The sequence below is a fragment of the Nocardioides sp. CER19 genome (assembly GCF_029846275.1).
Taxonomy (GTDB): domain Bacteria; phylum Actinomycetota; class Actinomycetes; order Propionibacteriales; family Nocardioidaceae; genus Nocardioides.
The window spans coordinates 1,038,348-1,058,355 of sequence record NZ_JARVWS010000002.1 but is presented as its reverse complement, the minus strand read 5'-3'; the positions used below and the strand labels follow the sequence as shown (position 1 = coordinate 1,058,355).

The following is a 20,008-nucleotide window of genomic DNA, read 5'->3' as shown; positions in this document are numbered from 1 at the left end:
GGGGAGGTGAGGGCTCGCCTGCATACCTCGACGAACCGTCAGCGCCCGCCCGCCACCCGCACCGTCGTCGCCGTGACGTACGACGCCTCGGGGCCCATCAGCCACGCGACCGTGGCGGCGATCTCGTCGGGCTCGCCGGGGCGCCCGAGGGGCACGCCGCCGCCGATGCGGTCGAGCCGGTCGGCGTCGCCGGAGTCGGCGTGCATGCGGGTGCGCACCGCGCCGGGGGCGACGCCGACGACGCGGACCCCGTCGGGGCCGGCCTCCTTGCCGAGCCCGAGCGTGAGCGTGTCGAGGCCGGCCTTCGCCGCCGCGTAGTGGACGTACTCCCCCGGCGAGCCGATGGTCGCCGCCCCGGAGCTGATGTTGACCAGCACGCCCCCGGACCCGCCGTGCGAGCGACCCATCGCGCGTACGGCGGCCCGGGCGACCAGCAGCGGAGCGACCAGGTTGACCTCGACGACCCGGCGCACGACGTCCGGTTCGGTCTCGGCGAGCGAGCCGAGCGGCCCGGCCCAGCCGGCGTTGTTGACGACCCCGGTGAGCGGACCACCGGCGACGGCGAAGAGCGTGTCGACGCCCTCGGGCTCGCCCAGGTCGGCGGCGACGAGGTCGCAGGCGACGCCGGCCGCGCGCACCGAGTCGGCCGTCGCCTCCGCGGCCTCGCGATCGGCGCGGTAGCCGAGCACCAGGTCGTGGCCGGCCGCGGCGAGCCGGAGGGCGATCGCGGCGCCGATGCCGCGCGTGCCGCCGGTGACGAGCGTCCTCACGGGACCAGCTCGAAGTCGGCGAAGTCGAAGCCGGGGCTCACCAGGCAGCTGACCAGGGCGTCCGCGGTCGACGGCAGGGTGCGCTGCCAGACGCCGGCGGGCACCAGCGCCTGCGGCGACTCGCCGGCGGCCACGTCGACGCCGACCGCGACGACGTCACCGTCGACGGGCGACGGGCCGGAGCCGCCGTACTGCAGCTCGACGGTGCCGGTGTGGGCGAGCCACGTCTCGGCGGAGGAGACCCGGTGCCACGCCGAGGACTCGCCCGCGGGGAGCAGGAAGTAGATGAGCGTGGCCGTGGGCCGCACCCGCCCGTCGGGCAGCGTGACGGTGTCGGGTGAGACCCAGGTCTGGCGGTAGAGCCCGCCCTCGGGGTGTGGTTGCAGCTCGAGCGTGTCGGGGAGGGTCACGGCCTCATTCTGGCGGGTCCTCGTCGTGGCCGAACCGCGGGCTGGCCAGGAGGTACTGCCCGAGCAGCCCCGGCTTCTTCTTCGGCGCGTGCTCGGCCTCGGGGACGATCCGGCCCTGCACGGCGTCCCAGAACGCGTCGGTCCTCTTCATCATCCTGCGCGAGACGCTGCCCATCCGACCACCGTGCGGCTGGTGCGGGTGCGGCCGCGTCGGCTCCTGCGGCTCGACGCGATGGATCCGGTCGGTGAGGTCGTCGAGGCGGTCGTCGTCGAGCGCGTCGGTCAGCTGACGGGCCAGCTCCTCCTCGCAGCCACGCTCGTCGGCCATCGCCCGCTCCACGTCCGCCCACACCGCCGGCCAGTCGAAGGAGCCCTCGATGCTCGAGCCGTACTCGTGGGCGTTGACGTGGTAGAGGAGCACCTCGAGGTGCTTCACGGAGGCCGTGAAGTCGTGGCACAGCGACTTGCCGTCCGGCACCTTCGCGTACGCCGGCAGCATGACCTCGTCGAGCGCGTGCAGGTGCTGGCAGGTCGCACCGAGGAAGTCGTCGATCCGGTGCCGCTGCTGTCTCGGGTCGTCACGACGGCCCTGCATGAGCCGGGCCGCCTCGAGGCGGGCGCTCAGGTCGTCGTGGGTCGACCGGACGTAGTCGATCAGGCAGGCGTTCTTGGTGCTCATCTGGTCACCTCGCTGCGGAGTCGTCCTCTGTGTCAAGCGTGCTGCGAGGGAGACGAGATCACAACCCCGGCGGTTCACCCGCGACGCAGGTCGACCTCCGCGTACACCGGCCCGCCGGCCAGTCGCGCGTAGCCAGGACCGCGGTCGAAGAACACCTCGTCGGTCCGCGCGCGCGACGCTCGGGCGGCGGCGGTCGCCTCGGCGTCGAACCCGAGGTCGTCGCCAGCCCCCGTGAGGACGACCGCGTAGTCGTCGTACGCGGCCGCGGGCGAGACCTTGTGCCACCGCACGTCCCTGACCACGAGCGCGGGGTCGCGCTCGAGCGGGTCGCCCCACCCGCCGCCGCCGGTGGTGCGGATCCGGATGACCTCGCCCGCCTTGACCGGGGCGGCGTCGGCGAGCGCGTCGATCTCCCGCTCGTCGGGTCCGCCGGGGTCGATGGTCACCTGGAAGGGCTGCCCGGCCTTGCCGCCCGCCACGCCCCAGCACGCGAGGATCGAGCGGTCGGCGATCGACATGAAGTGCGCGTCCTTGAGCATCCGGATGTGCTTCTCGTAGCCCAGCCCGCCGCGGTGCTGCCCGGCACCGCCGCTGTCGACCGCGAGCGCGAGCGACTCGACGCGGAAGGGGAAACGCGCCTCGGTGAACTCGGTGGGCAGGTTGCGGGAGTCGGGCACCACGTGGATGGTGTCCTCGCCGTCGCCGTGCGGCCGCCCGCCCGAGCCGCCGCCGAGGACCTCGCGCATGAGGTAGGGCCGACCGTCGCGGTCCTCGCCGTAGACGCCGGTGTAGCGGATGGTCTCCTGGTCGGCCGGCATCCGCCCGTCGACCGCCTTGGCGACCACGCCGGCGAGCACGCCGAGCAGCCGGAGGATGACGAACGTGCGTGCATTGGTCGGCGCCGGGAAGACCGGCGTGAGCAGCGTGCCGGGCTCGGGGAACCGCATCTCGATGAGCGGCACGATGCCCTCGTTGACGTCGAGCTCGGCCATCCGCTCGGGAGTGTCGGCGAGGTTGCGCAGGATCGGCGCCAGCCACTTCTTGAGGAAGACGCCGTCGCTGTAGTCGCCGCAGTGGTTGATCGGGCCCTTCGCCTGCGGGCCGGTCCCGTCGAAGTCGAGGACGATCCGCTCGCCGTCGGGGTCGTCGGGCGAGGTGCGGGTGAGCGTGATCCGCTGGGTGTGCAGCATCGGCTCGTCGACGCCGTCGTGCTCGGCGTAGTCCTCCCACGTCCACGTGCCCACCGGGATCTTCGACAGGATCTCCCGGCGGTAGGTCTCGGTGGTGCGGCTGATGATCGCGTCGAAGGCGCTCTCGACCGCGCCGACGCCGTAGCGCTCGAAGAGCTCGCCGAGCCGGCGCGCCCCCATGAGGCACGCGCTGCACTCGGCGTCGAGGTCGGCGGCGAGCGACTCCGGCATGCGGGAGTTGCGGGTCATGATCGCCAGCGCCGAGCGGTTGGGGACGCCCTCGCTCCAGAGCTTGATCGGGGGCACCATCAGCCCCTCCTCGAAGACGCTGGTCGCCGCGCTCGGCATCGAGCCGGGCACCGCGCCGCCGATGTCGTCGTGGTGGCCGAACGCCTGCACGAACGCGACGACGCGCCCGTCCGCGAACACCGGCACCGTGACGCACAGGTCCGGCAGGTGCCCGATGCCGCCCTCGGAGCGGTAGACGTCGTTGTGGAAGAACACGTCCCCGGGCCGCATCTCCTCGATCGGGAAGTCGCGGGCCACCGGGTGGACCAGCGCGCTGTAGGAGCGGCCGGTGAGCTTGCGCAGCAGGCGGTCGTGGATGCCGGCACGGAAGTCGTGCGCGTCGCGGATCATCGGGCTGCGACTGGTCCGTGCGATGGCGGTCTCCACCTCCTGCTCGACGGCCGCGAGGCTGCCCTGGACGATCTCGACCAGGACCGGGTCGGCGCTCGCTCCGGCGTCGTCGGTGAGGTGACCGAACGGGAACTGGGTGGGAACTCTCCGGCTTCGCCGGGCCGAGCCTGTCGAGGTCATGCTCCACCTGCCTCTTCCTCGTGTGCGCGGGTGACGATCAGGTTGAGGTAGGCGTCCACGGTCGCCGTGAAGCCCGGGTGGATCGGCACGGTGGAGCCGAACTCCTCCACGATGACCGGGCCGTCGACGCGTACGCCGGGAGCGAGGTCGGGCCGCCAGACGACCGGCGTCTCGACGTACCCGTCGGCGGCGTCGAAGCAGACGGGCCGGGTGGTCTCGATACGCTCGCTGGCGCTCGCTACTCGACCATCGAGATCGCTCCCTCCGCTGGTCGAGTAGCTGGAGCCGCTCGGCGGAGGCGTATCGAGACCTGCGCGCCTGATCTCCGGCCGCTGGATCGGCCCGATGCCGGAGACCCGGAGGTTGACCCACTCGACCTGCTGGCTGGGGTCGGCGCTGAAGTCATAGCCGTACGTCGACCGGTGCTCCGCATGGAAGCGGTCGGCCACGACCGTGAGCGTCTCGGGGGTGACCGGCCCGTCCGGCACCGGCACCCGGACCTCGAAGGCCTGGCCGAAGTAGCGCAGGTCGGCAGTGCGCACGAACTGGTGCTGCTCGGCCGCGAAGCCCTCGCCGCTCAGCGCGACGGCCGCCCGGGCGGTGAGGTCGTCGTAGATCCGACCGACGGCGCCGGGGTCGAGAGCCGACGCAAGGGAGACGTGCGTCTGCACGTAGTCGTTCTTCACGTCCACGGTGAGCAGGCCGAAGGCGCTCACGTTGCCGGGGTTGGGCGGGACGAGCACGGTCGGGATGCCGAGCACGTCCATCAGCCGGCACAGCAGCAGCGACCCGGAGCCGCCGAACGTGACCAGCGTGAAGTCGCGGACGTCGAGACCGCGCTTGACCGTCACCTGGCGCAGCGCGTTGGCCTGGTTCCAGGCGGAGATCTCGAGGACGCCGGTGGCGCACGCCTCGGCGCTCATGCCGAGCTTGCCGGCCAGTGCCTCCACGCCGGCCCGAGCAGCGGGGACGTCGAGCGGGATCTCGCCGCCCAGCAGGTGCGGAGGGATCCGCCCGAGCACGACGTGGGCGTCGGTGACGGTCACGTCGGCGCCGCCCTGGGCGTAGCAGATCGGCCCGGGCGCGGCGCCGGCCGACTGGGGGCCGACCTTGAGGCTGCCCTCGGGCGAGAGCCACGCGATCGAGCCGCCGCCGGCACCGACGGTGACGACGTCGATCATCGGGATCTTGGACGGGAACGCCCCGACCGAGCCCTCGGTCGTCAGCGTCGGCTCACCGTCGATGACGACCGAGACGTCGGTCGACGTACCCCCGCCGTCGGAGGTGAGGACGCGGTCGAAGCCGGCGACCTTGGCGATGAGCGCCGCGCCGAGCGCACCGGCAGCCGGGCCGGACAGCACGGTGGTGATGGGCTGGTGGACGACCTCGTCGGCCGACAGGACGCCGCCGTTGGACTTCATGACGTAGAACGGGATCTCGACAGGCTCGATCGCCGAGGAGAAGCCGGCGAGACGGGCCTGGATGTTGCCGACGTAGGAGCGCAGCCGCGGCTTGACGGCGGCGTCGACGAGGGTGGTCATGGAGCGCTCGTACTCGCGGTACTCGCGCAGCACCTCGCTCGAGATGCTCACGACGGCGTCGGGGTGCTCATCGGCGAGGACCTGCCGCATCCGCTCCTCGTGGGCCGGGTTGGCGTAGGCGTGCAGGAAGCTGACACCGAGCGTGACGATCCCCTGGGCGCGGAACCAGCGGGCGACCGCACGGGCGCCCTCCTCGTCGAACGGCCGCACCTCGTTGCCCTCGAAGTCCATCCGGCCCTCGACGCCCTTGACCAGGTGCCGCGGCACGATCCGGTCCGGTTTCACCCAGAAGTAGGAGTTGCCGTAGCCGTCGGGCACTGACTGCCGGGCGATCTCGAGCATCGCCTCGTAACCGGTGTTGGTGATGAACCCGAGCCGATCGACCTTCCCCTCGAGCAGCTGATTGGTCGCGACGGTGGTGCCGTGCGAGATCGCGGCGATCGCGGGGCCGTCGGATGCGCCCAGCCCGATGAGGGCGAGCCCCTTCTCCACGCCGGCGAGAAAGCCCTCGGCCGGGTCGTGCGGGGTGCTCGGCGTCTTGGTGGTGACCACCTCGCCGGTCGTCTCGTCGAACACCACGACGTCGGTGAAGGTGCCGCCGGTGTCGATGCCGATCCGGATGCTGCGGGGCGGTCGCATGCCGCCGATCCTGCCGTCGGCACGTGGCCGCAGGCGACGGCACGATCTGCCGACGAACCGCCGATTCGTTGGCAGTTGTCGTCAGGCGTCGGCAGGTCGCTCGTTGTAGACCCCTGCCTCCTCCTGGCCGCTGAGCGCCCGGATGGCCTGCATGACCTCGTCGGTGAGCAGCCGTCGGGCCTTGCCGAGAGGCATGCCGTCGTAGCGGCCCCGCGGGTCGATCGGCGTACCGAACTCGACGTGCACCTTGACCAGGCGCGGGATGTTGGAGCCGATCGGCTGGATGCGCTCGGTGCCGCGCAGGCCGACAGGGACGATCGGGACGCCGGCCGTGAGGGCCAGGTGCGCGGCGCCGGTGCGGCCCCGGTAGAGCCGGCCGTCGCGGCTGCGGGTGCCCTCGGGGTAGATGCCGAAGGCGTCGCCGCCGCGCAGGACCTCGAGTGCGACGTCGAGGCTCTCCAGGGCCGACTTCGTGTCCGCGCGGTCGACCGGGAGCATGCCGAGCGCCTCGAACCAGGCACGCTGGATCGCACCGGAGACACCAGTGCCGGTGAAGTACTCCGACTTGGCGAGGAAGACCACCTTGCGCGGTGCGACCGACGGGATGACGACCGAGTCGACGAAGCTGAGGTGGTTGCTGGCCAGGATGACGCCGCCGGTCCGGGGGACGTTCTCGAGGCCCTGCACGTCCGGGCGCCACACGGCCCTGAGCAGCGGCGGGACGACCCGGTGGACCACGTCGTAGAACATGGTCGCGATCCTGACAGTTACCGGTCGGTCGGAGAAACCTGTGCGGACCCGTTGGGCGCGCCTTCACGGTCCGGCCACCGGCGCCTGCTGAAATAGGTGAAGGGCCCTCGTGAGTATGAGTCACAAGGGCCCTTCAGTTCGACCGAGTCAGGTGACGCTTCTCGGTCGGCAGTTCGTCGACTCCGGTCCCAGCGTCTCCGTCACCAGACGCTGCGCCCTCCCCGTCGCCTTGCGGTAGCGGTTCCGGCGTTCGGACCCTCGTCTCCGAGCTGTCCCGCCTCCCTGGTTTCCTCCGGTCTCCCGTCGGCCCCGGTCGGCGTGAGAGAAGTTCTACGCCTGCCGTGAACCGGGCCACAAGAGGTCTGCGGACATTCCTTCGGTTCCACAGCGACGTGCACAACCGAGCGCCCGTTTTCCACCACACCCGTTGCTTCTCCACCGGATCTCCACCGGTTTCCCGCCGGGCTGTGGAGAACCGGTCTAGACCGTCGCGCGGGCCTCCTCGAACGCTGCGGCGATCTCGAGCAGCCGCCGATCCGCACCGTGCGGCGCGACGATCTGGACGCCGACGGGCAGCCCGTCGGGCGTGGTGCCGGCCGGCACCGAGATGGCGGGGCATCCGGTCACCGTGATGAAGTACGCCGACCGCATCCAGTCGAGGTAGGTGGCCATCGGGCGGCCGTTGATCGCCGTGGGGAACTCCTGGTCGGCCGGGAAGGGCGGCACCTGCGAGACCGGCAGGACCAGGACGTCGTAGGACTGGAAGAACAGGCGCATCGTCTCTGCGAGCCGGGTGCGCTGTCCGTAGGCGCGGGCGACGTCGGCGCCGGTGAGCGTCTCGCCGGCGCGGATGTTGTCGGCCAGCGACTGCTTGAAGGCATCCGGGTGGCGGGCCAGCAGGGCGCCGTACGACGCCTGGAAGTGCCACGCGCGGAGCGTCCGGAACGTGTCGTCGGCGAGCGAGAGGTCGGGCCAGGCCGAGAAGACCGACGCGCCCGAGCGGGCGAAGAGCCGGCCCGCCTGCTCGACGACGTCGGCGACCGCGGCGTCCACCTCGAACCCGCCGCCCAGGTCGAGCGAGTAGGCGACGCGCAGGCCGCGCAGCGAGCCCGCCAACGGCGGTGCGAACACATGTCCCGGGTCGCCGAGCGCGAGCGGCGACCGCGGGTCGGGGCCGGCGATCACCGACAGGAGCAGCGCCAGATCACCGACGTTGCGCGCCATGGGGCCGCCGACGGACGTGGTCTCCCACTGGTTCGGCTTGGGCCACTCGGGCACCCGCCCGAGCGACGGTCGCAGCCCGACGACGCCGCAGAAGGAGGCGGGGTTGCGCAGCGACCCGCCCATGTCGGAGCCCTCGGCGAGCGGCACCATCCCCGCCCCGAGCGCCGCCGCCGCTCCCCCGCTGGACCCGCCGGCAGAGCGGCTCGGGTCGACCGGGTTGCGGGTGGTGCCGAAGATCGTGTTGAAGGTGTGGGAGCCCGCGGCGAACTCCGGAACGTTGGTCCGCCCGATCGTCACCACGCCGGCCCGCCTGATCCGCTCGACGATCAGCTCGTCCGCGTCGGGGACGAAGTCGCGGAACAGCGGCGACCCGTACGTCGTCCGCCAGCCCGCGACGGCGTGGGTGTCCTTGAACGCGAACGGCAGCCCGTGCAGCGCGCCGACCGGGTGCCCGGACGCGAGGTGCTGGTCGGCGGCCGCCGCGCCTGCGCGGGCGCGCTCGACGTCGAGCGAGACGATCGCGTTGAGCTCGGGGTTGCGTTCGGCGATGCGGTCCAGGTGGAGCTCGAGCAGCTCGCGGGCGGAGATCCGGCGGGCGCGGATCGCGCCCGCCATCTCCCGTGCGGTGGTGAAGGTGTCCAAGGTCAGGCGTTCTGCCACAGGCCGACGAGGTTGCCCTCGCAGTCGGTGAAGTAGCCGGTGAAGCCCATGTCTCCGACCGGCTGCCGGCCGACGACCGTCTTGCCACCCGCCTGTTCCACGGCGGTGAGGGTGGCGTCGATGTCGTCGACGTCGATCACGATGTTGCCGCCGCGGCCCGGCTCGCTACGACTGAACATCCCACCGTTGATGAAGCCCGGCTCGCTGGGCCCGCTCTCCTGCGTGCTCGGACCGGTCATCACCATGCTGTAGTCCATCTCGGGCATCGGCATCACCTGCCAGCCGAACAGGTCGGCGTAGAACTTGCCGGCGCGGTCGGCGTCCTCGTAGGGCAGCTCGAAGTGGACGACTCTTCCTGCCATTGGTCTCTCCTTCCTGGGGTGGTGGTCGTCCTCACAGACAACCCCCGCCTGACGGGCCGGTCAACGGGGATAGACGGGTCAGCGGCCGCGGCCGAACAGACGGCCCGCGACGACGCCGAGGAGGACCAGCCCCGCGCCCACGGCGATGCCCTTCATGAACTCGTCGCGGTCGCCCTGCCTGGCGGGCGCGGTGAAGACGGTGCCGGGAGCCGGCCGGGTCTCGGCACGCTCGACCGGGCTCGGTGCGGTGTCGCTGGGTGAGGCGGTCTCGAGACCACCGATCGCGTCTCCGACCCGTGTGAAGAACTCCCCCGCCATCCGCTTCGAGACGCTCGTGAGCATCCGCTGGCCGACCCCGCCGACCATGCCGCCGACGATCGCGTCGGCGTCGTAGGAGACCTCGGTCCCGCCGTCAGCCTCCGCGAAGGTGACGCCGACGGTCGCGTCGATCGTGCCCGGCGCACCGGCACCGGTCAGGCGCATGAGCAGCGACTTGCCGGGCTCGAGGTCGGAGAGCACGGCGGTGCCGTCGTAGGCGCCCTTGATGGCGGCCACGCCGGCGGTGACGGTCATCGCGTAGGAGTTCTCCCCGACGGTCTCCAGGCGGGAGCACCCCGGGATCGTGCGGACGAGGACGGCGGGGTCGAGGATCGCGTCCCAGACCGCGTCGACGGGGTGCGGGACGGTGACGGATCCGGAGATCTTCATGAGGGGTCCTCGGTCTCGACGGGCTCGACCAGCGAGCGGCGGAGGGCGAACAGTTCGGAGGGTGAGATCGGCATCGCCGTGATCGGGAAGCCCTCGGCGTCGGAGATCGCGGAGGCGAAGACGGCGGCCGACGGGATGACGCCGGCCTCGCCGGCGCCCTTGATGCCGAGCGGGTTGAGGGGCGAGGGCGTCTCGAGGTGGTCGATGTCGATGCCGTCGGGCATTTCGGTGACGTAGGGCATGAGGAAGTCCATGAACGACGCGTTGAGCAGCTGGCCGGACTCGTCGTAGGCCATCCGCTCGTAGAGCGCTCCCCCGATGCCCTGGGCCACGCCGCCGTGGATCTGCCCCTCGACGATCATCGGGTTGATGAGCCGCCCGCAGTCGTGGACGACGGCGTACTTGAGGATCGTGATCTCGGCGGTGTCGGGATCGGTCTCGACGATCACCGCGTGCATGCCCGACGCGAACGTGGCCCGCTCGGGCGAGTAGAAGTCCTTGCCCTCGAGGCCGGGCTCGTCGTCGTCGGCGACCGGCGGCTTGCCGGGGTCGCCGACGGAGAACTGGGTGGCGATCCGCGACTTCTCGTCGAACGCGTAGCGCAGCGGGTTGGACAGCACCGCGACCGTGCCGAGGTCGATGGCGGCGCCGCCGTCGAGGGGGGCGCCCTTCACCGAGACGACGCCGTCGTTGATCTCGAGGTCGTCCTCGGCCGCCTCGAGCGCGTCCGCGGCGATGCGCAGCACCTTCTCGCGCGCTCGCAGCGCGGCCAGGTGGATCGCCGAGCCGGACATGACGGCGGCGCGCGAGGCGAAGGTGCCGACGGCGTACGGCATCCGGCGGGTGTCGCCGGTGACCACCTCCACGTCCTCGAAGCGGCAGCCGAGCGTGTCGGCCACCAGCTGCGCGAACACGGTCTGGTGCCCCTGGCCCTGGGTGGTGAGGCCGGTGGCGACCTTGACCTTGCCGGACGTCTCGATGTGGACGTGGGCGCCCTCGTAGGGACCGACACCCGTGCCCTCGACGTAGCAGGCCAGCCCGATCCCGACCCGGCGGCCCTCGGCCGCCATCTCGTCGCGGAACGCCGGGAACTCGTCCCAGCCGATGAGCGCCTTGGCCTTCTCCAGCATGGCCGGGTAGTCGCCCGAGTCGTACTCGAGCTCGCGGCCGTCCTGGAAGATCAGCCCCTGGTCGTAGGGGAACTCGTCGGGCTGGATGAAATTGGCCGCGCGCACCTCGGTGCGGTCGCGGCCGAGGAACTCGGCGATCGCGTCCATGGTCCGCTCCATGGCGTAGCAGCCCTGGGGACGGCCGGCGCCGCGGTAGGGCGTGACCATGACCGTGTTGGTGTAGAGCGACTCGAAGACGACCCGGTAGGCGCGCGGCTTGTAGGGACCCAGGAGCTGGGTGGAGGTGATGATGGGGACGATCAGCCCGTAGGGGATGTAGGCGCCGTGGTCGTGCCAGAACTGCACGTCGAGCGCGAGCAGCCGGCCGTCGTCGTCGAAGCCGACCTCGATGTGCTGCACCTGGCCGCGCTCGTGGGCGCTGGAGATGAAGTGCTCGCGGCGGTCCTCGGTGAACTTCACCGTCCGGCCGAGCGTCATCGCGGCCAGCGGCACGAGCAGCTCCTCGGGCCACGGGTGGTTGATCTTGACGCCGAAGCCGCCGCCGACGTCCGGCGTGACCACGTCGACCTGTCCGAGGTCGAGGCCGAGCTTGGCCGCGACCACGGCGCGTACGCCGGTCGACGTCTGCGTCGACGTCCAGACCTGCAGCCGGTTGGTGTCCGGGTCCCACCGCGCGACCGTGCCCCGGCCCTCGAGCGGTGTGCAGGCCGACCGCTCGACGGTGAGGTCGAGGGCCAGCGTGTGCGGCGCCTTCCGCATCGCCGCGTCGACGTCGCCGGTGCTCTGCTCCATCCGTGCGGCGACGTTGCCCGGCACGTCCGGGTGGACGAGGTTCGTCGCGGCCCGGGCCGCGTCGATGCCGACGACCGGCGGCAGGAAGTCGTAGGTCACCTCGATGCGGGAGACGGCGTCCTCGGCCAGGTAGCGGTCGGCGGCGACGACGAACGCGATCGCCTCGCCGACGTAGTTGACCTCGTCCTTCGCGAGGGCGTACTGCGTGCGCCCCTCGGTGAGCGCGGGGTGCGGGATGAGCAGCGGCAACGGCTCGGCCATCGCCCCCTCGAGGTCGTCGTGGGTCCACACCGCGTGCACGCCGTCGACGTCGAGCACCCCTGAGACGTCGATGTCGACGATCCGCGCGTGGGCGTGCGGGCTGCGCAGCACCGCGCAGTGCAGCGTGTCGGGCGAGACGGCGACGTCGTCGGCGTACCGGCCCTGACCGCGGAGGAAGCGCTGGTCCTCGGTGCGCTGGACCTTCTGGCCCATCAGCTTCGTGGTCATGACGCGTCCTTCGCGGTCCGGCCGAGCTCTGCCGCCCGCTCCACCGCCTTGACGATGTTCTGGTAGCCGGTGCAGCGGCACAGGTTGCCGGACACCATCTCGCGCGCCTCCTCGTGGGTGGGCGTGGGGTTGTCGCGCAGCCCGGCGGTGATCGTGGTCAGGAAGCCGGGCGTGCAGAATCCGCACTGCAGCCCGTGGCACTCGGCGAACGCCTGCTGGACCGGGCCGAGCGACCCGTCCGGCTCGGCGAGGCCCTCGACGGTGGTGATCGCGGCGCCCTGGGCGGTGACGGCGAACATCAGGCAGGCGCGGGTCGGCCGGCCGTCGAGCAGGACGGTGCAGGCGCCGCAGACGCCGTGCTCGCAGCCGACGTGGGTCCCGGTGAGCCCGAGATCGTGGCGCAGCGCGTCGGACAGCAGCCGCCGGGCCGGCACGGTCACCTCGTGGGCCACGCCGTTGACCGACAGGGTCACCTGGTGGAGCTCCTCGGTCATCGCGCCTCCCGGTCGTCGAGCCTGTCGAGGCGTGCCTGTCGCACGACCTTCTTCGTCAGCACCCGGACGAGCTGCGCCCGGTAGTCAGCGGTCGCGTGGATGTCGCCGACCGGGTCGAGGTGCTGGAGCGCGACGTCCCCGAGCTCCTCCTCCGGTACGCCGGTGAGGTCGACGACGGTGGGCACGTCGCTGACCGAGAGGTACGACGCCTTGACGGTGTCGCCGTGCACGAGCGCCGCGACCCCACACAGTGCGTAGTCGCCGTGCCGGCGGGCCACCTCGCCGAATGCCACCCCGGCACCCTCCGGCAGGGCCGGGAAGACCGCGCCGAGCGCGAGCTCGTCGGGTCGGAGCGACGACTCGAGCGGCCCGACGAAGAGCTGCTCGGCCGGGACGGTGCGCGTCCCTCGCACCGACCCGGCCACCACCGAGCCGCCCAGCAGGGCGAGCACGGCGGGCAGCTCGGCGGCGCTGTCGGCGTGGACCAGCGAGCCGACCGACGTACCCCTGTTGCGGATCGTCGGATGGGCGACGTGAACCAGCGCCCGGGCCAGCAACGGCTGCACCTTGCCGGCCTCGGGCGAGGCGAGCAGGTCGGCGTGCCGGACCAGGGCACCGACGTGCACCCCGTCGTCCCGGATCTCGATCGCGTCCAGCCCCGCCACGGCGTTGATGTCCACCAACGCCGGTGGCGAGGCCAGCCGCATCGAGAGCAGCGGGACGAGGCTCTGCCCGCCCGCCAGCACCTTCGCGCCCGGGTCCGCCGCCAGCGTCTCCCACGCCTCGGCGGGCGTGGCCGGGCGGTGGTAGCGGAAGGGCGCAGGCTTCACAGGGCCTTCGTCACCTCGTCCGCGCCGCGGTCGGACCGACGGTCGGACCTGCGGTCGTCGTCACGGCCTCGGTTGACCGCGTGGTAGTAGACGAGGACCAGGATGGTGCCGAGGGCGATGCCGGACAGCGAGAAGTCGTTGGTGATCTTGAGCGTCACGCCGCCGATGCCGGCGATGATGCCCGCGGCCAGGCCGACCATGTTGATGGGCTTGCCGAAGTCGACGCCGTTCTCGACCCAGATCTTCGCGCCGACGAGGCCGATCATGCCGTAGAGCACGACAGTGATGCCGCCGAGGACACCGCCGGGGGTCGCGCTGACGATCTGGCCGAACTTCGGGCAGAGTCCCAGCAGGATCGCGACGGCCGCGGCCACGTAGTAGGCAGCGGTGGAGTAGACCTTGGTCGCGCTCATGACGCCGATGTTCTCGGCGTACGTCGTGGTCGGGCTGCCGCCGAAGGCGCTGGCCAGAGCCGTCGCCGCACCGTCGGCAGCGATCGCGCGACCCATGTAGGGGTCGAGGTCACGGCCGGTCATCTCGGCGACCGCCTTGACGTGGCCGGTGTTCTCCGCGATCAGCGCGATCACGCCGGGCAGCACGAGCAGGATGAACGTGAGGCTGAAGCTGGGGCTGTGGACCACGCTCACGCCGTCGGCCAGCTTGCCGCTCGGGAAGCCGAACCACTTGGCGTCGCCCACGCGGGACCAGTCGACGCGGTCGTGGTCGATGAGCTTGCCGTTGCTCGAGCCGGTGATCGAGTGGATCTGACCGAAGATCAGGTCGCAGAGCCAGGAGAGCACGTAGCCGAAGATCAGGGCGAGGAAGACCGCGATGCGGCCCCAGAAGCCGGGGAGCAGCACGGCCGCGACGACCATGAAGGCCGAGGTGAGCAGGGCGACCCACTGGTCCTGCGGCCAGTAGATGCCGGCCACCACGGGAGCCAGGTTGAAGCCGATGAGCATGACCACAGCGCCGGTGACGGCCGGCGGGAGCAGCTTGTGGAGGAATCCCGCGCCGAGGAAGTGGATCAGCACGCCGACGACGGCCAGCACGACACCGGAGATCAAGATGCCGCCGGTGACGTCGGCCGAGTCGCCGCCCTGGGCGCGGATCGCCGCGACGCCTGCCACGAACGAGGCGCTGGTGCCGAGGTAGCTCGGCACCTTGTTCTGGCAGACGAGCAGGAACAGGATCGTGCAGACACCCGAGAAGAAGATGGCCAGGTTGGGGTCGAGCCCCATGACGACCGGGAAGACGAACGTCGCACCGAACATGGCGACGACGTGCTGGGCGCCCAGCCCGACGGTCTTCCCCCAGCTCAGTCGCTCGTCCGGAGCGACGGGCTCACCCGGCGCCGGATCGACGACTTTCCACGTGAACAACGATGACATCGCTGTGCCCTTCTCTGATGCCTCGAGATGGTCGAGGCGGATCTGCTCAAACTAGTGACGCAGATCATGGCGCCTCGACGGCGACACCTGATGAAGGCTCACCAGATCCCGTGGCAGCAGTTGTGAGGTGTCGCCAGCAGGACGGCCCGCGCAACACGGCCGTGACGAGCGAGTGATCAGCCGGTGATCTCCAGGACGCGCAGGGCCACCGCGACGTCGAGGCGGAGGTGCGGATCCGCGGACAGCGGGCCGAGCAGCCGCTCGAGCTTGGAGACGCGGTAGCGCATCGTGTTGTAGTGGAAGAACTGGCTGCGCGCCGCCTCCGCCACGTTGAAGTTGGTGTCGAGCAGGACCTGGAGGGTGCGGCGCAGGTCGGCCGCCTCGGTCGAGTCGTCCGCCAGCGGGCCGAGCACGTCGTGCGCGAACGACCGCAGCTCGGACTGGTCGGGGATGAGCGCGATGAGTCGGTGCAGGCCGAGGCTGTCGAAGAACGTCGTCGAGCCGCTGCCGTGCACCCGCCGGCCGACCTCGACCGCGCGCTGCGCCTGGGCGTAGGCCTCCGGCAGGTCGTCGAGGCTGGTCGCCAGGCGGCTCACCCCGACGCTGAACGGCCGACGGCCGCCACCCTTGTCGCCGGCGACGGCGGTGACCGCGCGCCGGACGACGTCGTGGGCGCCGTCGGCGTCGTCGGGCACGGGCAGCAGGACGACCACCTCGGAGGAGAAGTCGACGGTCGGGATCGTGGCGTCGAGCCCGCGGGTGACCTGGCGCCACGCGGCGGCGAATCGCTCCTGCCACTGCCGCCTGACCAGCCGGGAGACCGGCGCGGCATCCGCCCCCAGCGGGTCGACCTCGGCGCAGAGCACGACCATCGGCCGGTCGAGGTCCCACCCGAAGGTCGCGGCGTGCTCGGCGACGTACTCGTCGCTGTTGGGCCCGCCGGTGCGGTGCAGGAACAGGTCGCGGAGGAAGTCGCCCTGGTACTTGTTCTCGACGGCCGTGATCGCCTCCTGCCGGGTGATGAGCAGCGCGGCCACCGCGGCAGCCCGCTCGAGGGCGTGCACGTCGTTCTCGGAGATCGGGCCGGTCAGCTTGACCGCGATCAGGCGGGCCAGGTCGGAGCCACCCGCGGCGACGCGCTGGCTGCGTGCCTCGCCGCCCGGGAGGGGGACGCTCTGGCCGCCGAGCCGCTCGACCCGGATCCGGCCCGTGGGGTCGACGAGGTCGTGCTCGTCGAGCACCGCGCGGTGGTCGATCGTCACCGCGGCCGCACGCTCGCGTCCGTCCGTCGAGGTGACCAGCACCGCGAGGTCGAGCACGCGCGCCACCTCGGCGGCGATGTTGTCCAGGGTGCCGTCCTCGAGCACGATCTGCGTCAGCGCCCGGTGCAGGGCGTCGATCCGGGCCAGCGCCTCGATCGCGCTGTCTTGGTCGGTCAGCTGGCTCGTCACGGGTGCTCTCCCTATCAACATCTGCAACGGTCCTCGCGGATCGTTGTCAGAACCTCACATCGGCACACCCTAAGACTCGCCGCTAGCGTCGGGGAGGTGAACCCGCCGACCCGGCTGCCTGCGGCCGCATCTCGCCGCGTGCGCGACCGACTGGCGCGGGCCACCGACGGCCCGGTCCGTGTCCTGCACCGCGGCCCTCACTCGATCTACCTCGAGCTCGGCCCTTCGACAGGCTCAGGACAGGCGGCCTGGTGCGTCGGCGTCGTCGACGCCGAGGCCGCCCAGGTGCCGTGCGCACTGCAGACGCCGAGCCTCGCCGGCATCGTCGGCGACCGGGCCGCCATCGAGGGCGGCGTCCTCCACCTCGACGGCGTCCCCCTCCGGATCGGCCGGGTCGTCGACGTCGCCGTGCCGGCGCTGAGGCTCCTGCCCCGTGCCGAGCGGCCGGCGGACGCTCCCGCGCCCGACCATGCGGCGTGGGCGGATGGACTGGTCGGCGCCGGCGACGGCCTGACGCCGTACGGCGACGACGTGCTGTGCGGCTGGCTCGCGATCCACCGCGCGGCCGGCGTCGCCACCCCCGTCATGGACGCGGCCGCGCGGTCCCTCCTCTACCGCACCACGCTGCTGTCGGCGACCCTGCTCGACTGCGCGATGCACGGCGAGGTGCTGCCCGAGTTCGCGGCGTGGGTGGCGGCGCTCGGCACGCCGGCCGAGCCCGCGGCGGCGGCGACGGTCGCGGCGATCGGGCACACGTCGGGGCGCGGCCTGCTCACCGGCGCCCGGCAGGCGCTGAGCGAGCTCGCGGTGGCGGCATGATCACCCACGTCGACGTCCGGTCGGGCGCGTACGCCGACTCGGTGACGCTGCTGCAGGTGAGTCGCCAGGCCCAGCAGCTCCCCGGGGTGCTCGCCGCCCAGGTCGCGATGGCGACCCCGCTCAACCTCGACGTCCTGGCCGGCATGGGCCTGCCCGTCGAGCGCGACGTCAGCCCCAACGACCTCGTCATCGCCTTCCGGCTCGAGTCCGCCGACGGCGTCGCCGACACCCTGGCCGGGATCGACGCGCTGCTCGCCCAGGCGAGCCGACGTCCCGACGCCGGCGCCGGCTCCGGGGAGCTGGCGCCACCGCGGACGACCGCCGCGGCGCTGCGGCGCACCCCCGATGCGATCGCCCTCGTCTCCGTCCCCGGCGACCTCGCCGTCCTCGAGGCGATGGACGCGGTCGAGGCCGGGCGCGACGTCATGGTCTTCAGCGACAACATGCCGCTCGAGCAGGAGGTGGCGCTCAAGCGCCTCGCGGCCGAGCGCGGGTCGCTGGTGATGGGCCCCGACTGCGGCACGGCCGTCGTCGGCGGACTGGGGCTGGGCTTCGCCAACGTCGTCGAACCCGGTCCCGTCGGCATCGTCGCCGCCTCCGGGACCGGCACCCAGCAGCTCCTCGCGCTCCTCGACCACGCCGGCGTCGGCGTGGCGTCGGCCCTGGGCGTCGGCGGCCGCGACCTGTCGGCCGGCGTCGGCGGCCTGTCGACCCGGGAGGCGCTGCGGCGGCTCGACGGCGAGCGCGCGGTCGAGCTCATCGTGCTCCTCTCGAAGCCACCGGCCCCCGAGGTCGCGGCCGCGATCACGTCGTACGCCGACACGCTCGCCACGCCCGTCGCGACCGCCCTGCTCGGCCCGGGCGCGCCGGACCTCACCGCCGCCGCCGAGGAGGTGCTCGCCCGCCTCGGCGTGCCGGTGCCCGACTGGCCGGTGCACGGTCTGGCTCACCCGGCGCCGTCGGGGCGCTGGCTGCGCGGCCTCTTCGTCGGCGGCACGCTGTGCGACGAGGCGATGCTGATCGCTACGGAGGCGCTCGGCCCGGTCCGCTCCAACATCCCGCTCTCCCCCGACCAGGCGCTGCCGGCCGGCCTGACCGCGGACGCCCACACGTTCGTCGACTTCGGCGACGACACGCTCACGGTCGGCCGGGCGCACCCGATGATCGACCCGACCCTGCGGCTGGACCACCTGGCCCGCGCCGCCGCCGACCGGACGACCGCCGTGATCCTGCTCGACGTCGTGCTCGGCCACGGCGCCGACGCGGATCCGGCCGCCACGCTGGCGCCGGCCCTGGCCGACGTGCCCCAGCCGGTGGTCGTCACGCTGGTCGGCACCGCCGGCGACCCCCAGGACCTGCACCGCCAGGCCCGCGCGCTGGCCCATGCCGGCGCCGAGGTCCACCTGTCCAACGCCGGCGCCACCCGCCGCGCGCTCGAGCTGCTGGAGGCCCGTCGATGACCACCGTCGTGACCTCGGGGATCGACCTGCTCGCCACCGCCGTCGAGGACCAGGCCGTCCCCGTCGGCCGGGTCGACTGGCGTCCGCCGATGCCCGGCACGGCGGCCGACCTCGCGACGGTCGCCACCGACCCGCTGCGGTCAGAGGCCAACCGGCGGGCGCTCGAGGCCTTCCTCGGCGTCACCGCGCGGTTGGTCGACGTCGCTCCTGCGGCCGAGGTGCTCGGGCTCGAGCGTGGCCAGTTCCTCCACGCCGGCCCGCCCATCACCTGGGACCGCGCGTCCGGTCCGCTCCGCGGCGGACTGATGGCGGCCGCGGCGTTCGAGGGCCTGGTCGACGATCCCGAGGACGCGCCGGCGCTCTTCGAGAGCGGCTCGTTCACGCTCGACCCCTGCCATCACCACCACGCGGTCGGGCCGATGGCGGGCGTCGTCTCGCCGTCGATGTGGATGTTCGTGCTGGAGGACGCGGCCAGCGGCCGGCGTACGTTCTGCTCCCTCAACGAGGGGCTGGGCAAGGTCCTGCGCTACGGCGCCTACGACGACACCGTGCTCACCCGCCTGCGCTGGATGCGCGACGTGCTCGGCCCGACCCTGCAGCGCGCCGCTCGCGCGACCGCCGGGGAGACCGACGTGACCGGCATCCTCACGCAGATGCTCCAGATGGGCGACGAGGCGCACAACCGCAACCGCGCCGGCACGCTGATGCTGCTGCGCGACCTCTCCCCAGCGCTGGCGACGAGCGGCGTCGACGCGGCCGACCTGGCGGAGGTGTTCCGGTTCGTCGGCGGCAACGATCACTTCTTCCTCAACCTCGCCATGCCGGCGTGCAAGCTCGCGCTCGACGCCGCTCGCGACATCCCGGGCAGCACGATGGTCGTCGCGATGGCGCGCAACGGCACCGACTTCGGCATCCAGGTCTCGGGGACCGGCGACGAGTGGTTCACCGGGCCGGCGCAGGTGCCGGAGGGGCTGTTCCTCGGCGACTACGGTCCCGACGACGCGAATCCCGACATCGGCGACTCCGCCATCACCGAGACCGCCGGCATCGGCGGCTTCGCCATGGCGACCGCACCGGCGATCGTGCGACTCGTCGGCGGCAGCGTCCCTGACGCCCTGGCCGCGACGCGGCGGATGCACGAGATCACGCTGGGCGAGAACCCGCGCTGGAGCATCCCGGTGCTCGAGTTCCAGGGCGTCCCGACCGGCATCGACGTGACCCGGGTGTGCCGGACCGGCATCCTGCCCCAGATCAACACCGGCATGGCCGGCAAGGTCGCCGGCACGGGCCAGGTCGGCGCCGGGCTGGTCACCCCCCCGGCCGAGGTCTTCCCGGCCGCGCTCGCCCGCCTCGCCGAGCTGGCGCGGGGGCGGGGGGACCACCTGTAGCCACTTGTCACC

The 20,008-nt window shown here is 72.4% G+C and carries 17 protein-coding genes; 3 read left to right on the top strand and 14 right to left on the bottom strand.

What is annotated here, in order from left to right:
• Positions 1 to 38: 38 nt before the first annotated feature.
• The 14 genes from QDS12_RS13600 to QDS12_RS13535 form a co-directional block, all read right to left on the bottom strand.
• Entirely contained in the window at positions 39 to 770 is a 732-nt protein-coding gene (locus tag QDS12_RS13600; RefSeq protein ID WP_279879613.1) for an SDR family oxidoreductase, read from the bottom strand.
• Entirely contained in the window at positions 767 to 1,180 is a 414-nt protein-coding gene (locus QDS12_RS13595) for a cupin domain-containing protein (RefSeq protein WP_279879611.1), read from the bottom strand. The genes QDS12_RS13600 and QDS12_RS13595 overlap by 4 nt, the downstream gene beginning before the upstream one ends.
• Before the next feature lie 4 nt (positions 1,181 to 1,184).
• Positions 1,185 to 1,859 carry a hypothetical protein gene (locus QDS12_RS13590; protein WP_279879610.1) on the bottom strand — a complete coding sequence of 225 codons (675 nt, stop codon included), beginning with the start codon at positions 1,857 to 1,859 and terminating at the stop codon, positions 1,185 to 1,187.
• A gap of 74 nt (positions 1,860 to 1,933) precedes the next feature.
• Complete coding sequence (locus QDS12_RS13585; RefSeq protein WP_279879608.1) at positions 1,934 to 3,868, bottom strand: hydantoinase B/oxoprolinase family protein; 1,935 nt, start codon at positions 3,866 to 3,868, stop codon at positions 1,934 to 1,936.
• Positions 3,865 to 6,048 carry a hydantoinase/oxoprolinase family protein gene (locus QDS12_RS13580; protein WP_279879607.1) on the bottom strand — a complete coding sequence of 728 codons (2,184 nt, stop codon included), beginning with the start codon at positions 6,046 to 6,048 and terminating at the stop codon, positions 3,865 to 3,867. Before QDS12_RS13580 ends, QDS12_RS13585 begins: the two co-directional genes overlap by 4 nt.
• Before the next feature lie 81 nt (positions 6,049 to 6,129).
• Positions 6,130 to 6,798, bottom strand: coding sequence for a lysophospholipid acyltransferase family protein (locus QDS12_RS13575; protein WP_279879606.1), 669 nt, complete (start codon positions 6,796 to 6,798; stop codon positions 6,130 to 6,132).
• Positions 6,799 to 7,278: 480 nt separating this feature from the next.
• Complete coding sequence (locus QDS12_RS13570) at positions 7,279 to 8,682, bottom strand: amidase (protein ID WP_279879605.1); 1,404 nt, start codon at positions 8,680 to 8,682, stop codon at positions 7,279 to 7,281.
• Positions 8,667 to 9,044, bottom strand: coding sequence for a VOC family protein (locus tag QDS12_RS13565; protein WP_279879604.1), 378 nt, complete (start codon positions 9,042 to 9,044; stop codon positions 8,667 to 8,669). The genes QDS12_RS13570 and QDS12_RS13565 overlap by 16 nt, the downstream gene beginning before the upstream one ends.
• Before the next feature lie 78 nt (positions 9,045 to 9,122).
• The gene (locus tag QDS12_RS13560) at positions 9,123 to 9,752 is read right to left on the bottom strand and encodes a carbon monoxide dehydrogenase subunit G (RefSeq protein WP_279879603.1); all 630 of its coding nucleotides are present in this window, start codon (positions 9,750 to 9,752) and stop codon (positions 9,123 to 9,125) included.
• Positions 9,749 to 12,163: an aerobic carbon-monoxide dehydrogenase large subunit gene (gene cutA / locus QDS12_RS13555; RefSeq protein WP_279879601.1), complete on the bottom strand. Its 2,415-nt coding sequence runs from the start codon at positions 12,161 to 12,163 to the stop codon at positions 9,749 to 9,751. The genes QDS12_RS13560 and cutA overlap by 4 nt, the downstream gene beginning before the upstream one ends.
• Complete coding sequence (locus tag QDS12_RS13550; RefSeq protein ID WP_279879600.1) at positions 12,160 to 12,657, bottom strand: 2Fe-2S iron-sulfur cluster-binding protein; 498 nt, start codon at positions 12,655 to 12,657, stop codon at positions 12,160 to 12,162. Before QDS12_RS13550 ends, cutA begins: the two co-directional genes overlap by 4 nt.
• Positions 12,654 to 13,487, bottom strand: a complete 834-nt coding sequence (locus QDS12_RS13545) for an FAD binding domain-containing protein (RefSeq protein WP_279879599.1) — start codon at positions 13,485 to 13,487, stop codon at positions 12,654 to 12,656. Before QDS12_RS13545 ends, QDS12_RS13550 begins: the two co-directional genes overlap by 4 nt.
• Positions 13,484 to 14,878, bottom strand: coding sequence for a solute carrier family 23 protein (locus QDS12_RS13540; RefSeq protein WP_279879598.1), 1,395 nt, complete (start codon positions 14,876 to 14,878; stop codon positions 13,484 to 13,486). Before QDS12_RS13540 ends, QDS12_RS13545 begins: the two co-directional genes overlap by 4 nt.
• Before the next feature lie 176 nt (positions 14,879 to 15,054).
• Positions 15,055 to 16,329, bottom strand: coding sequence for a helix-turn-helix domain-containing protein (locus QDS12_RS13535; RefSeq protein WP_279879596.1), 1,275 nt, complete (start codon positions 16,327 to 16,329; stop codon positions 15,055 to 15,057).
• 96 nt (positions 16,330 to 16,425) lie between these two features.
• On the opposite strand from QDS12_RS13535, the gene QDS12_RS13530 reads away from it, so the two are divergent.
• From QDS12_RS13530 to QDS12_RS13520, 3 genes are read left to right on the top strand one after another with little or no spacing between them, the layout of a single operon-like run.
• Positions 16,426 to 17,148 (top strand): DUF2877 domain-containing protein, encoded by a 723-nt coding sequence (locus QDS12_RS13530; RefSeq protein ID WP_279879595.1) that lies wholly within the window; start codon positions 16,426 to 16,428, stop codon positions 17,146 to 17,148.
• Positions 17,145 to 18,608, top strand: a complete 1,464-nt coding sequence (locus tag QDS12_RS13525) for an FdrA family protein (RefSeq protein ID WP_279879594.1) — start codon at positions 17,145 to 17,147, stop codon at positions 18,606 to 18,608. The genes QDS12_RS13530 and QDS12_RS13525 overlap by 4 nt, the downstream gene beginning before the upstream one ends.
• Positions 18,605 to 19,996 (top strand): DUF1116 domain-containing protein, encoded by a 1,392-nt coding sequence (locus QDS12_RS13520; protein ID WP_279879593.1) that lies wholly within the window; start codon positions 18,605 to 18,607, stop codon positions 19,994 to 19,996. The genes QDS12_RS13525 and QDS12_RS13520 overlap by 4 nt, the downstream gene beginning before the upstream one ends.
• The last annotated feature ends 12 nt before the right edge of the window (positions 19,997 to 20,008 follow it).

Excerpts from the sequence above, each read along its gene's own strand:
- QDS12_RS13525 (WP_279879594.1), top strand. The coding sequence starts at position 17,145 with ATGATCACCCACGTCGACGTCCGGTCGGGCGCGTACGCCGACTCGGTG.
- QDS12_RS13590 (WP_279879610.1), bottom strand. The coding sequence starts at position 1,859 with ATGAGCACCAAGAACGCCTGCCTGATCGACTACGTCCGGTCGACCCAC.
- QDS12_RS13520 (WP_279879593.1), top strand. The coding sequence starts at position 18,605 with ATGACCACCGTCGTGACCTCGGGGATCGACCTGCTCGCCACCGCCGTC.
- QDS12_RS13550 (WP_279879600.1), bottom strand. The coding sequence starts at position 12,657 with ATGACCGAGGAGCTCCACCAGGTGACCCTGTCGGTCAACGGCGTGGCC.
- QDS12_RS13540 (WP_279879598.1), bottom strand. The coding sequence starts at position 14,878 with ATGTCATCGTTGTTCACGTGGAAAGTCGTCGATCCGGCGCCGGGTGAG.
- QDS12_RS13565 (WP_279879604.1), bottom strand. The coding sequence starts at position 9,044 with ATGGCAGGAAGAGTCGTCCACTTCGAGCTGCCCTACGAGGACGCCGAC.
- QDS12_RS13560 (WP_279879603.1), bottom strand. The coding sequence starts at position 9,752 with ATGAAGATCTCCGGATCCGTCACCGTCCCGCACCCCGTCGACGCGGTC.
- QDS12_RS13585 (WP_279879608.1), bottom strand. The coding sequence starts at position 3,868 with ATGACCTCGACAGGCTCGGCCCGGCGAAGCCGGAGAGTTCCCACCCAG.
- cutA (WP_279879601.1), bottom strand. The coding sequence starts at position 12,163 with ATGACCACGAAGCTGATGGGCCAGAAGGTCCAGCGCACCGAGGACCAG.
- QDS12_RS13580 (WP_279879607.1), bottom strand. The coding sequence starts at position 6,048 with ATGCGACCGCCCCGCAGCATCCGGATCGGCATCGACACCGGCGGCACC.
- QDS12_RS13575 (WP_279879606.1), bottom strand. The coding sequence starts at position 6,798 with ATGTTCTACGACGTGGTCCACCGGGTCGTCCCGCCGCTGCTCAGGGCC.